Origin of the sequence: Streptomyces sp. NPDC048255 (assembly GCF_040652415.1) — a bacterium.
In the GTDB taxonomy this organism is placed as follows: domain Bacteria; phylum Actinomycetota; class Actinomycetes; order Streptomycetales; family Streptomycetaceae; genus Streptomyces.
Genome location: NZ_JBEZMA010000047.1, coordinates 12,280 through 25,701 on the forward strand (window position 1 = coordinate 12,280; position 13,422 = coordinate 25,701).

General features: G+C 74.0%; 9 protein-coding genes. 6 read left to right on the forward strand and 3 right to left on the reverse strand.

What is annotated here, in order from left to right:
- Positions 1–227 precede the first annotated feature (227 nt).
- Positions 228–419, forward strand: coding sequence for a hypothetical protein (locus tag AB0D94_RS28435; RefSeq protein WP_362057140.1), 192 nt, complete (start codon positions 228–230; stop codon positions 417–419).
- 96 nt (positions 420–515) lie between these two features.
- Here the strand turns inward: AB0D94_RS28435 and prfB are convergent, their stop codons facing one another.
- The gene (gene prfB, locus AB0D94_RS28440; protein ID WP_362057143.1) at positions 516–1,625 is read right to left on the reverse strand and encodes a peptide chain release factor 2; all 1,110 of its coding nucleotides are present in this window, start codon (positions 1,623–1,625) and stop codon (positions 516–518) included.
- 314 nt (positions 1,626–1,939) lie between these two features.
- Between prfB and AB0D94_RS28445 the strand changes: the two genes are divergently transcribed.
- Positions 1,940–2,941 (forward strand): 2-oxoglutarate and iron-dependent oxygenase domain-containing protein, encoded by a 1,002-nt coding sequence (locus AB0D94_RS28445; RefSeq protein ID WP_362057146.1) that lies wholly within the window; start codon positions 1,940–1,942, stop codon positions 2,939–2,941.
- A gap of 121 nt (positions 2,942–3,062) precedes the next feature.
- On the opposite strand, the gene AB0D94_RS28450 is transcribed toward AB0D94_RS28445, so the two are convergent.
- Entirely contained in the window at positions 3,063–4,313 is a 1,251-nt protein-coding gene (locus tag AB0D94_RS28450; protein WP_362057149.1) for a serine/threonine-protein kinase, read from the reverse strand.
- Positions 4,314–4,472: 159 nt separating this feature from the next.
- Complete coding sequence (locus tag AB0D94_RS28455) at positions 4,473–6,239, reverse strand: protein kinase (RefSeq protein WP_362057152.1); 1,767 nt, start codon at positions 6,237–6,239, stop codon at positions 4,473–4,475.
- Positions 6,240–6,674: 435 nt separating this feature from the next.
- On the opposite strand from AB0D94_RS28455, the gene AB0D94_RS28460 reads away from it, so the two are divergent.
- The 4 genes from AB0D94_RS28460 (at position 6,675) to AB0D94_RS28475 (ending at position 13,345) form a co-directional block, all read left to right on the forward strand.
- Entirely contained in the window at positions 6,675–9,644 is a 2,970-nt protein-coding gene (locus AB0D94_RS28460; RefSeq protein WP_362057155.1) for an FHA domain-containing protein, read from the forward strand.
- A 118-nt stretch (positions 9,645–9,762) separates the two neighbouring features.
- Entirely contained in the window at positions 9,763–11,124 is a 1,362-nt protein-coding gene (locus AB0D94_RS28465; RefSeq protein WP_362057158.1) for an ABC transporter substrate-binding protein, read from the forward strand.
- A 92-nt stretch (positions 11,125–11,216) separates the two neighbouring features.
- On the forward strand, positions 11,217–12,482 hold the full coding sequence (locus AB0D94_RS28470) for a sugar ABC transporter permease (RefSeq protein ID WP_362057224.1): 1,266 nt from the start codon (positions 11,217–11,219) through the stop codon (positions 12,480–12,482).
- Positions 12,479–13,345: a carbohydrate ABC transporter permease gene (locus tag AB0D94_RS28475; protein ID WP_362057161.1), complete on the forward strand. Its 867-nt coding sequence runs from the start codon at positions 12,479–12,481 to the stop codon at positions 13,343–13,345. Before AB0D94_RS28470 ends, AB0D94_RS28475 begins: the two co-directional genes overlap by 4 nt.
- Positions 13,346–13,422: the final 77 nt, after the last annotated feature.

Sequence of the window (13,422 nt, forward strand, 5' to 3'; positions counted from 1 at the left end):
CACGGTCGCCGGGAGTAGGTGTGCGTGACCATACGCGAACGGGCGCGGGGTGTGGACCCGGCATCCGGAGATGCCCCATATGTCCCCGGCTCCCGGTGGTCCCCGACCGTGATTGCCCGGAGGGGCCGCGCCGAATGTTCTCGAAGCTGGCACAGTGGTAGGGGGAACCGTCTCGTTCCCCACGCCGTTGTCTCCACAGGAGACCAAGGGGACGAGAGGAGGAGCGCATGACATATGACCGGCTCGTGTGCGCGAACTGCGCCGCACCCGTCAGCCAGGGTCGCTGCCCGGTGTGCCGGGCGAACCGGGAGCGCCTCCAGCAGGAGGGCCCCTTCTCCGGCCTGACCCCCGTGGCGCTGATCGCGCTTCTGGTGGTCCTCGTGGCGGCGCTCGCGCTGGTGGCTCAGCAGACGGCATAGCCGCGCCACGTACCGATCACATGCAGCCCGATCACACGCAGCGGAGGGGCCCGGACACCGTCGGTGTCCGGGCCCCTCCGTCATGCCGTGCGCGGGTTACGCGGTCTGCTCCTGCTGCTTGCGCCAGCGGATGCCGGCCTCCAGGAAGCCGTCGATCTCGCCGTCGAGCACCGCCTGCGGGTTGCCGACCTCGAACTCCGTCCGCAGGTCCTTGACCATCTGGTACGGGTGCAGGACGTAGGAGCGCATCTGGTTGCCCCAGGAGCTGCCGCCGTCCTTGAGGGCGTCCATCTTGTCCTTCTCCTCCTGGCGGCGCCGCTCGAGCAGCTTGGCCTGGAGGACGTTCATGGCGCTGGCCTTGTTCTGGATCTGCGAGCGCTCGTTCTGGCAGGAGACCACGATGCCGGTCGGGATGTGCGTGATGCGCACCGCCGAGTCGGTGGTGTTGACGCCCTGGCCGCCGGGGCCCGAAGCGCGGTAGACGTCCACGCGCAGCTCGGTCTCGTCGATCTCGACGTGGTCGCTGGTCTCGACGACCGGCAGCACCTCGACGCCCGCGAAGGAGGTCTGGCGGCGGCCCTGGTTGTCGAAGGGGGAGATGCGCACCAGGCGGTGCGTGCCCTGCTCGACGGAGAGGGTGCCGTAGGCGTACGGGGCCTTGACGACGAAGGTGGTCGACTTGATGCCGGCCTCTTCCGCGTACGAGGTCTCGTAGATCTCGGTGGAGTAGCCGTGGCGCTCGGCCCAGCGCAGGTACATGCGCTGGAGGCGCTCGGCGAAGTCGGAGGCGTCGACGCCGCCGGCCTCGGCACGGATGTTGACCAGGGCCTCGCGCTCGGCGTACTCGCCGGACAGCAGGGTCCGGACCTCCATCTCGTCCAGCGCCTTGCGGACGGAGACCAGCTCGGTCTCCGCCTCCGCGAGGGTGTCCGCGTCCTCCATCTCCTGCGCGAGCTCGAAGAGGACCGCGAGGTCGTCGATGCGGCTGCGCAGGTTCTCGGTCTTGCGGACCTCGGCCTGGAGGTGCGAAAGCTTGCTCGTGATCTTCTGAGCGGCCTCCGGGTCGTCCCACAGGGACGGCGCGGCGGCCTGCTCCTCGAGCACGGCGATATCTGCCCTCAGCTTGTCGAGGTCCAGGACGGCCTCGATCGACCCCATGGTCGAGGAGAGGGACTTCAGCTCTTCGGAAACATCGACGACTGCCACGGGTCCAGCGTAGCCGGTCCCCGGACGAAGCCGTCCGGCCAGGCCGATTCACCCGTACTGATGGACGACCGTACGGGCGTACGCTCACCGTATGACTGTTCGCCTCGTCAAGCGCCGCCATGTGGACCACATGCGTGTCACGACGACGAGCTGTCGGCCGCCGGACCATCCCCAAGCCTGATCCACCCCGATCCGACTTGGTCCTGTACGCGGCCCACGCGGCCCCGGCACATCCCTGCCGGCGGCCCTCCCCACCCGCGGTCCCCGCCATCTCCAGGGGAACAGGACCCCGTGACATCCGAAACGGAGCCGTCATGCCGTCCGCGCACACCCTCCCGGTCCTGGACCTCTCCCAGGCCGACGACCCGGCCCAGCGGGCCGACTTCCTGAAGAAGCTGCACGCCGCAGCCAGGGACACCGGTTTCCTGCACCTCACGGGCCACGGCGTCTCCGCCGCCGAGACCGCCCGCATCCTGGACCTGACCAGGGCCTTCTTCGCCCTCCCGGAGGCCGACCGGCTCGCCGTGAGCAATCTGAACTCCCCGCACTTCCGCGGCTACACCCGGATCGGCCACGAGCTGACCGGCGGGGCCACCGACTGGCGGGACCAGCTGGACGTCGGCGCCGAGCGGCCCGCGCCGGTGCTGGGGCCGGACGACCCGGCGTACCTCTGGCTGGAGGGACCCAACCAGTGGCCCGCCGCCCTCCCGGAGCTGCGGACGGCGGTCTTGGAGTGGCAGGCGCGGCTGGCGGCGGTGGCCCACCGGCTGCTCCAGGAGCTGCTGGTCTCGATCGGCGCCCCGGCGGACTTCTTCGACGAGGCCTTCGCCGACCGGCCCCACCTGCACACCAAGCTGATCCGCTACCCCGGATCCGCCCCCTCCGGCACGGACCAGGGGGTCGGCGCGCACAAGGACTACGGCTTCCTGACGCTGCTGCTCCAGGACACGGTGGGCGGGCTCCAGGTGGTCCGGGACGGCGGGTACGTGGACGTGCCGCCGCTGCCGGGGGCCTTCGTGGTCAACCTGGGCGAGCTGCTGGAGATCGCCACCGAGGGCTATCTGACGGCCACCGACCACCGGGTGGTCAGCCCGCCCGGGGCGGTGGAGCGGTACTCGGTGCCGTTCTTCTACAACCCGCGCCTCGACGCGGTGGTGGAGACCGTGCCCGGCGACTACCTGCGGTCCGCGCCGGGCCTCGCGCACGACGCGACGAACCCGCTGCACGCGGAGTACGGCCGCAACGAGCTGAAGGGCTGGGTCCGCGCCCACCCGGCCGTGGCGCGGCGCTGGCATCCGGAACTGGTCAGCGCGTAGCCGCCCTCACGGGCTCCGCCCGGCCTACCCGGGCTCTGCCCGGCCCCGCGCCTCAATCGCCGGCGGGGCTCGAAGACCGGGGCGCCGCAGCGGCGGGGTCCGGGACGGAGCCCGGCCCGGGCTACGGGGTGCGGGGGCCCGACTGTTTGGTGTCCTGCGGCGGGGCCTCGTCGCCGCCGGAGACGGCGAGCCACGTACCCAGCCCGGCCACGGCGGCCAGCGCCACGGCCGAGACGGACAGCACCAGCCTCCGCTTGCGCGCCGCCTCGGCCCGGTGCCGCGCGGAGCCCGGGCGGTGGCCGCCGGCGGGCCGGGGCACCCGCGCGGTGCCCAGCGCGCCGCCCGCCAGCTCGTCGGGCCCCGGCACCCGCATGGAGGTGTGCGTGTCCCGGTTTGAGTCGGTGGCCGAGCCCGGCACCAGCGGGACCACGCCCCGGCGGCGGACCGGCTCGGCGGACCCGGATTCCTCCGAGGGCTCGGGCTCCGGCTCGGCGTCGTCCGGCTCGTCCACGTCCAGCGGCGGCATCCCGGCCAGCAGCGGCAGCAGGTCCCGCAGCCGGGCCGACAGCTCGGAGGCCCGCAGCCGCGAAGCCGGCGCCTTGGCCAGGCACTGCACGATCAGCTGCCACAGCTCGTCGGGGATCCCGGGCAGCGGGACGACCGTCTCCGTGACGTGCCGGCGCAGCACGGCGCCCGGGTGACCGCCGCCGAAGGGGGTGAAACCGGCCAGCAGCTCGTACAGGACGGTGGCCAGGGCGTATATGTCCACCGCCGCCCGCGGCGGGAGGCCCTCCACGATCTCCGGCGCCAGGTAGTCCGGCGTGCCGATGATCCGGGTCGTCGGGGCCGAGGCCCGGCCGGCCGAGGCCCGGCGCGGGGAGTCGATCAGCTTGGCCACGCCGAAGTCGGTGAGCAGCGCCGGGTGCGCGCCGCCGGGGCCGAGCGGGCCCTGCATGTCCAGCAGGACGTTCTCCGGTTTGACGTCCCGGTGCACGACCCCCGCCGCGTGGGCCGCCGAGAGCGCGTCCGCCACGTCCGCGACGATCGCCACGGCCGCCTCGGGGGCGAGCCGCCGCTCGCGGTCCAGGCGCGTACGCAGGTCCGTACCGCGTACGAGGTCCATGACGAGGGCGAGGTCGTTGCCGTCGACGACGAGGTCGCGGACGGAGACCACGTGCGGGTGGTCCAGGCCGAGCAGCGCGCTGCGCTCCTGGACGAACCGTCCGACCAGCTCCTGGTCGGACGCGAGGTCCTCGCGCAGCAGTTTGACGGCGACGGGCCCGTCCGGCCCCTCACCCAGCCACACCGTGCCCGCGCTGCCGCGCCCCAGGATCTGGTGCGCGGTGTACCGGCTGCCGATCTTCCGTGCCACGACTGCTCCCTCAGCGGCTGGCGTACGCACCAAAGCTACGCGGCCAGGTGGGGGTTGGAGGCCAGTAGGGGGCCCGATTCGCGGCGACCTTCACTTCTGCGGGCGAAATCATGCCCCAGAAGTCGACAAATCCACGAACTCGGCGTTACGCGGGCCGGTTCAGGGCTGGGTGCCGCCCGTCGAGTCGCCGACGGAGCCGATCCAGTCGGCGATGCCGGAGCCCCAACTCCACACCTGGTCGAACCAGCCCTTGCCGGTGCCGACCCACTCCTGAAGCGGGGTCAGCTCCCAGATCAGCCAGCCCGCCACGAAGAACAGCAGGATCATGACCAGGCAGCCCTTCAGGCAGCCGAGGCCGGGGATCCGCACCGGGTTGGCGCTGCGCCGGCGCGGTTCGCGCGGCTCCCGCGGGGCCCGGGGGGCCTGCTGCTGCGGCGGCGGACCCTGCGGGGGCTGCTGCTGCGGCTGCTGGGGCTGCTGCCGGTACTGGGGCTGCTGCGGCTGCTGGTACGGCTGCGGCTGGTGCTGCTGCGGCTGGTAGTGCTGCGGCGGCGGAGGCGCGTACTGCTGCTGGTACGGGGGCTGTTGCGGCTGCTGGTACTGCTGCGGCGGCGGACCCTGACGGTACGGCTGCTGCTGCGGAGGCTGCTGGGGCCGGCGCGGCTGCTGCTGCGGCGGCGGGGGCGCCTGCCGCTGCGGACGGCGGCGCAGCGGGTCCTCGTCCGGGTCGAGGTACTGCATCTGCGTCTGCTCGTTGCGGTCGCGGGCGGCCCGCATCTGCGACTGCCACGGGTGCGGCTGGTCCGGCTGCTGCACGGGGGGCATGACGGAGGTCGGATCGGCGCCGGGGGCGCCCGTGCTCGGCAGCACCGAGGTGGCGTCGGCCGCGCCGACCGGCGGCATGACGCTGGTCATGGCGTTCGGGTCGTAGGCGCCCATCGGCGACTGGCCCGCTCCTCCGGGCAGCACCTGGGTGGGGTCCGCGGCGCCGGGGGTCTCGGGGACCGGGGCGGGCGAGGGGTCGGGGGCGAGCAGCGCGCCGACGCCGAGCGCGGCCTCCACCTCGGCGGGCGTGGAGTGCACGCCGATGCCGGAGGCGACCACGCGCAGGCCGCGGGCCAGGCTCACGGCGCTGGGGCGCTCGTTCGGCTCCTTGCGCAGGCAGCGCTCTATGACGGTCCACAGCGGCTCGGGCACGGTCGAGGGGCGCTGCGGCTCCTCGCTGAGGTGGCGGTGGAGCACTTCGAGCGCGGTGCCGCCGGCGAACGGCGGGCGGCCGGTGAGCAGTTCGTAGAGCAGGATGCCCGCGCCGTAGATGTCGACGGCGGAGGTCTGCGGCCGTCCCTCGGCGGACTCGGGGGCCACGTAGGCCGGGGTGCCGACGAACTCGTGGGTGCGGGTCAGGCCCGGGGAGTCCGCGAGGCGGGCGATGCCGAAGTCGGTGAGCATCGGCTTCATCTGCCCGCCGCGCTCGTCGAGCAGCACGTTGGCGGGCTTCAGGTCGCGGTGGACCACCCCGTCGGCGTGGCTGGCGGCGAGCGCGTCGGCGATCTGGGCGGTCAGCAGGCTCGCGGCGACGGGGGTGAAGGGCCCGTTCTGACGGAGGTACTTGTGCAGGTCGGGGCCCTCGATGAGGTCCATGACCAGCGCCAGCAGATCTCCCTCGACGACGAGGTCGCGGGTGCGGACGATGTTGGGATGCGTCAGGCGCAGCAGCACCGAGCGCTCGCGCAGGAAGCGCATGACGATGTCCGCGTCCTGGGCCAGCTCCTCCTTGAGGACCTTGATGGCCACGGTCTCGCCGGGCTGCCCGGCGACGGCTGCTTCCGCGCCGGCGGTCTCGCGCTGGCGCGCACGCCAGACGGTGCCCGTGGCGCCGCGCCCGAGCGGCTCCTCGAGCAGATATTTGCTGCCGACTGGCCGCACGTCTCGCGCTCCCATGCTGTCGTCATCCGCTGCTTGGTTCGTGCTTGGTTTTTCCGGCCCACTCTAGGGGGTGTCCCGGTGGAAGACGCCGGGCACCGGAGGTTGGTTGCCGTACATATGTACGAAGGGTGATGTTCGCCGGGTATGCCGGAGGCGATTTTCCTCGGCTTTCCTCGCCATTCCTCGGGTTGGTGTCCGGATCTGCGCCGGGCCGCGACCAATCAAGATCACTTGTTGCCGGGTGCCGGGCGTGTTGTCGGTGACAGGTGCGAGGATGCACCCGTACGGAACGGCACGGGACGGGAGCCCCGCCGTCCGTCAGACCTGACCGGACGACGCGTCCGTGCCGGGTGGGGGGCGATCGGGCGGGCACGTCCCGGACCTCCCTGCCGGGCGCACGCACCGCGCACCGCGCAGAAGGGACCGCTGACGGCGATGCAGATCCGGCTGACCGTCCTCGGGTCGCGCAGCGGCCACCAGACCGCGACCGCACCCGCCAGCTGTGACGTACTCGTCACGGCGCCCGCCGGTACCGCGCTGGCCGCGGTCGCCTCCGGGCTCGCGGCCACCGTGGGCGGTCCCGACACCGGCGGCACGGTCGTGCTGTACGCCGGTGCCGAGCGGCTCGACCTCCAGCGGCGGGTACTGGGCGAGCCCCCGCTGGTGGACGGCGCGGTGCTGGCACTGCACGGGCCGGTGCCGGACGTACTGCCCGAGGAGAGCCTGGGCGCGCCCCAGCTGCACGTGGTGGCCGGGCCCGACGCCGGCGGGGTGCACCTGCTGCACAGCGGCCAGATCCGGGTCGGCCGGTCCGCCGACGCCGACGTCCCGCTGGACGACCCCGACGTGTCCCGGCTGCACTGCGCGGTGACGGTGATGGGGGACGGCCGGGTGGCGGTGGCCGACCTTGACTCGACGAACGGCACCACCCTGGACGGCGTCCCCGTGGGACCCCAGCCGGTGGCCCTGCCGCCGGGGGCCCTGCTGCGCGTCGGCGAGTCCACCCTGCGGCTGACGCCCGTCGGCTCGGCCGCGCCGCTGACGGTGACCCCGGACCTGGAGGGCCACCTCGCACTCCCGGGCCGCACCCCCGCGTCCACCCCCGCGTCCGCCCCCGACCCGGCCGCGGCCGTCGCCCCCGCCGCGCCGGGCGGGCCGGGCACGCCCGCGGCGATGCGGCCTTCGCTGCCCGGCACCGGCTGGACCGGCACCCCCGGCTCGGCACCCGACGCCTACGGCACGGCCGCGGCCTCCCCCGGCGCCGCCGCCCCCGGTGGCGCCCCCGCCCCGGCGGGCCGCCGCAAGGCCCTCGGTGCCTGGGCCCGCAAGTGGGTCCGGGGCGACGAGGCCGCGCTGCAGCTGCCCGAACCGGAGGCCGCGGCCGTCCCCGCCACCGCCGCACCCGACCCGGACGACCCCGCCGCACTGCTCCTGGCGGCCCTGGGCCCCACCGAACGCCTGTGGTCCCGCGGCCCCGGCCACCCCGGGGTGCTCGACGTGGGCCTCGGCGCCGGGAGCCGGGTGGCCCTGCGCACGGTCGGCGCGCTCGGCGTCGCCGGTCCCCGGGCCCGGCTGGCCGGCGTGGCGCGCTGCGTGGTCGCCCAGCTGGCGGGCCTGCACGGGCCGGCCCAGCTGGAGATCGTGCTCGTCTCCACCGACCGGGCCCGCGGCCTCGCCGAACGGCGGCGCGACTGGGGCTGGCTGGGCTGGCTGCCGCACGTCCGGCCCGCGCACGGCCAGGACTGCCGGCTGCTCCTCGCCTACGACCGCGACCAGGCCGCCGCCCGGGCCGGCGAGCTGACCCGGCGGCTGGACGAGGGCCCGCTCGGCACCCACTGGGCCGCCACCGACCCCGAGGGCGTCCGGCAGGCCGCCCGCGCCCACGAGGGCCCGTACACGCTGGTCATCCTCGACGGCGACCCCGGCACCGGCGCCCTGCGCGACATCACCGGGCGGCTCGCCTCCCACGGTCCGGCCGCCGGCATCCACGTGCTCGCGCTCGCCGAGGCCCCGGCCGCCACGCCCGCCTCCCCCGTCACCGAGACCTACGAGGCCGCCTGCGCGAGCAACCCGGCCTTCCGGGACTGCGGCGCCGTGGCCCTGCTCAGCGGTGACGTGGCCACGACCGTACGGACCTTCGCGGTCAGCGGCGGCAGACCCGTCCCCTCCGGCACCACCGCCACCGCCGACGCCGTGTCCGTGGCCTGGGCCGAGCGGTTCGCCCGCGCCCTGGCCCCGCTGCGCGCCGACGGGGGCTCCGCGGAGCCCCACCGGCCCACCACCGCCTCGCTGCCGCCCACCGCACGGCTGCTGGACGAGCTGGGGCTGGCCCGCGCCACCCCGGCCTCCCTGATGGCCCGCTGGGCCGCCGCCACCGACCACGGGCAGGGAACGGGCGGCCTGGCCGAGCTCGTACTGGGCAGCGGGCGGCGCGGAGCCGTCGGCGCCGAGCTGGTCCACGACGGCCCGCACCTGCTCATCGAGGGGCCCGCGGGAAGCGGCCGGACCGAGCTGCTGCGGTCGGTGGCCGCCTCCCTGTCCGCGGGCGCGCGCCCCGACCGGCTCGGGCTGGTCCTCCTCGACGGGGCCGGCGGCGAGCGCGGGGACGGGCTGGCGCCCTGCACCGAACTCCCCCACGTGTCCGCCCACCTCGTCGCCACCGACCCGCTGCGCATGCGGGAGTTCGCCCAGGCGCTCGGCGCCGAGCTCAAGCGGCGTGCCGAACTCCTGGACGGGGTGCCGTTCGCCGAGTGGCACGGCCACCGCGAGCTCGCCGAGCGGATGGTCTCGCCCCGCCAGCCCACCCCCGGTGAGCTGCGCGGCGACCTCGACCCCCAGCGTTCGGGCACGCTCCGGCTGCGCTCCGCGGCGCCCCGTACCGATCCGGGCGGGCCCAGCCCGCTGCCCCGTCTGGTGGTCCTCGTCGACGATCTCGACGCACTGGTCGCACCGGGGCTGGGCAGTACGGGCCGCCCCGCCGCCGGTTCGGTGGTCCGGGCGCTGGAGGCGGTGGCCCGCGACGGCGGCCGGCTCGGCGTGCACCTGGTGGCCACCACCGCCCACCCGGACCGTACGGCCGACACCGGGCTGGCCCGGCTGGCCAAGCTGCGGGTGGAGCTGGACGCCCCGGACCAGCCGGGCCCCGGCCGCGGCCTGCTCCGGTACGCCGACGGCCGGACGGTTCCGTTCCAGGCGGGCCGGGTCACCGGCCGGATCCCGCGGACCGCGACCTTGCGGCCGACCGTGGTCCCGGTGGAGTGGGAGCGGATGGGCGACCCGCCGGCCCGCCGCCCGGTCCGGGAGCTCGGCAACGGGCCCACCGACCTCGCGCTGCTGGCCAGCGCCCTGGACCGGGCCTCGCACCTGGTCGCGGCGATACCCGTGCTGTTCCCGCCGGCCCCCTGAGACGAGCGAGTCCGAGGTGGTGTCGTCCGCCCGCCAGGGCGACGCGGTATTGCGGGGGCGGGCGGGTCGGGCGTAGACCTGTGGTCCGGGACACACCATGAACCTCGGGGGCAGAGCCATGCGCAAGCACGGAACGAGCCGTACGACGATCAGCTGGGCCGCCCTGGCGGCCGCGGGGGCGCTCGCGCTCACCGCGTGCGGGGGCGACCCGGCGCCGAAGGCAGGCCCTACGCAGAGCGGGGCGCCGTCCGGGCCGAGCGTCGAATTACCTCGGCTGACCGGCGAGAAGCTGGAGGTCGCGGCCGTCTGGACGGGCCCGGAGCAGGAGAACTTCACCAAGGTCCTCAAGGAGTTCGAGAAGCGGACGGGGGCCACCGTCACCTTCGTCCCGGCGCAGGACCCCATCGTCACCTTCCTCGGCTCGAAGATCGCGGGCGGCGCTCCGCCGGACGTGGCGCTGCTCCCGCAGGTGGGGGCGCTGGTCTCGGCGGTGCAGAACAAGTGGGCGCAGCCGGTGGGCCCGGAAGCCCAGGCGCAGCTCGACAAGAACTACTCGGCGGGCTGGAAGGCGCTGGGCGCGGTCGAGGGCACCCAGTACGGCGTGTACTACAAGGCCGCCAACAAGTCGCTGATCTGGTACAACGCGAAGGCCTTCGAGGCGGCGGGGGTCAAACCCCCCACCACCTGGAAGGAGTTGCTGACGGCGGCCGACACCCTCTCCGCCTCCGGCACCCCGGCGGTCTCGGTGGCCGGCGCGGACGGCTGGACCCTCACCGACTGGTTCGAGAACGTCTACCTCTCCCAGGCGGGCCCGGAGAAGTACGACCAGCTGGCCAAGCACCAGATCAAGTGGACGGACGACAGCGTCAAGCAGGCGCTGACCACGCTGGGCGAACTGTTCGGGCGCAAGGACTTCCTGGCGGGCGGGCCCAGCGGGGCGCTGTCGACGGAGTTCCCGAAGTCGGTGACGCAGACCTTCACGGGCGGCGACCGGCCGGCTGCCGCGATGGTCTTCGAGGGCGACTTCGTGGCGGTGAACATCGCACAGACCGAGGCCAAGGTGGGCGAGGACGCCCTCGTCTTCCCCTTCCCGGCGGTCGGCGCCAAGGCGCCGGTGGTCTCCGGTGGGGACGTGGCGGTCGCGCTGAAGCCGTCGAAGGGCGCGCAGGCGCTGCTGACCTTCCTGGCCTCGCCGGACGCGGCGCAGATCCAGGCCCGCGAGGGCGGCTTCATCTCGCCGAACAAGGGGGTCAGTCCGGCCGCGTACCCGAACGACATCCAGCGGGACATCGCCAAGGCACTGATCGCGGCGGGCGACGACTTCCGCTTCGACATGTCGGACCAGGCTCCGGCGGCCTTCGGCGGGACCCCGGGCGCGGGTGAGTGGAAGGCGCTCCAGGACTTCCTGGCGAACCCGTCGGACGTGGCGGGTGCCCAGGCGAAACTGGAGGCGGACGCGGCCAAGGCCTACGGGAACTGATCCCGGTGACGGCCACGGTCACCACCACCGGCAAGGGGAAGGCCGCGGGGCCCGGGAGGACGGCGCGCTCGGCGGAGGCCAGGCGCCGCCGCCTGGTCGCGGCGGCCTTCCTCCTCCCGGCCCTCGTGCTGCTCGGCGCGCTCGTCGTGCAGCCGATCGGCTACTCGGTCTTCCGCAGCTTCTTCGACCGCTCCGGCTCCACCTTCGTCGGAGCCGACAACTACCGGGAGATCCTGGCCAACGACACGATCCGCACCGCGCTGAAGAACACGGCGCTGTGGGTGGTGCTCGCCCCGACGACGGCCACCGCCCTCGGCCTGATCTTCGCGGTGCTCACCGAACGGGTGCGCTGGGGAACCGCGTTCAAACTGCTCGTGTTCATGCCGATGGCGATCTCGATGCTGGCGGCGGGCATCATCTTCCGGCTCGTCTACGACCACGACCCCGACCGGGGCGTCGCCAACGCGGTCTGGGTCGGCGTCCACGACACCTTCGCGGAGTCCTCGGCCTTCCCCAAGGCCCGCCCGGGCCGGGACTCCCCGCTGGTGCCCGCCGAGGGCGGCGCCTTCATGACCCGTGACCCCGTACGGGCGGGCGCGCCGGCGCTGCTCCCGCTGGTCGGGGTGGCCCCGGAGGCCCTGCCCGAGGGGACCCGTACGGCCAAGGCGGCGGGCTCCGACCCGCAGAAGGTCACCGGCACGGTCTGGCAGGACTTCACCCGGGGCGGGGGCGGGACCACGAACACGGTGGACCCCGCCGAGTCGGCCTTCGCCGGGATGCGGGTCGAGGCGGTCAAGGACGGCAAGGTGGTGGACAGGGCGACGACGCGCGCCGACGGCACCTTCCTCATGTCGGCGAAGGCCGACGGGGCGCTGATCCGCCTGCCCGCCTCGAACTTCCAGGAGGCCTACGCCGGGGTCCAGTGGCTTGGCCCGGCGCTGGTGACCCCGGCGGTCATCGGGGCCTACGTGTGGATGTGGGCCGGGTTCGCGATGGTGCTGATCGGGGCCGGACTGGCCGCCGTACCGCGGGAGCTGCTGGAGGCGGCGCGGGTGGACGGGGCGAACGAGTGGCAGGTGTTCCGCCGGATCACCGTCCCGCTGCTCGCGCCGCTCCTGGTGGTCGTCCTCGTCACCCTCGTGATCAACGTGATGAAGATCTTCGACCTGGTCTTCGTGATCGCGCCGGGCGCGGTGCAGGACGACGCGAACGTCCTCGCGCTCCAGCTCTACCGGACCTCCTTCGGCACGGACGCCGATCCGGGCCTGGGCAGTGCCATCGCGGTACTGCTGCTGTTGCTGGTGGTGCCGGTGATGCTGGTCAACATCCGTCGGCTGCGGAAGGAGCGGTCCCGATGAGTGCCTCCGACCGGGCCGGATCGGGCAGGCGCGCCGCGGGCGTCCTGGCCGCCGGGGCCGTACGCGTCTTCCTGGTCCTCGCGGGCCTCTTCTGGCTGATGCCCACCCTCGGCCTGCTGATCTCCTCCTTCCTCTCCCCCACCGACCTCAACAAGGGCGGCTGGTGGCAGGCGCTGACCGCGCCCGCGCGGCTGACCGCCGACAACTACGAGCGGCTGCTGGCCAACGACACGATCACCGGCTCCCTGCTGAACACGGTCGCGATCGCGGTCCCGGCGACCCTCCTCGTGCTGATCCTGGGCGCGTTCGCCGGATACGCCTTCGCCTGGCTGGAGTTCCCCGGCCGGGACTGGCTCTTCCTCGTCGTCGTGGGCCTGCTGGTCGTCCCCGTGCAGGTGGCGCTGATCCCGGTCTCCGAACTCTTCGGTTCCATCGGGCTGTTCGAGACCACCGCCGGGGTGGTGCTCTTCCACGCCGCCTTCGGGCTGCCCTTCGCCGTGTTCCTGCTGCGCAACTTCTTCGCGGAGATCCCGCGCGAGCTGCTGGAGGCGGCCCGGCTCGACGGGGCGGGCGAACTGCGGCTGTTCGCCCGGGTGGTGCTGCCGCTGGGCGGGCCGGCGATCGCCTCGCTGGGGATCTTCCAGTTCCTGTGGGTCTGGAACGACATGCTGGTCGCGCTGGTCTTCGCGGACTCGGCGAACCCGCCGGTGACGGTCGCGCTCCAGCAGCAGGTACGGCAGTTCGGGAACAACATCGACGTACTGGCGCCCGGCGCGTTCCTGTCGATGGTGATCCCCCTCGTCGTGTTCTTCGCCTTCCAGCGGCAGTTCGTCTCGGGGGTGATGGCGGGCGCGATCAAGTGAGGCGCCCCGACCGACGTGGGGTGTTGACGCTGCGTAACCCGAATGCCACACGCTGCGTAACCCGATCACCACGCCGG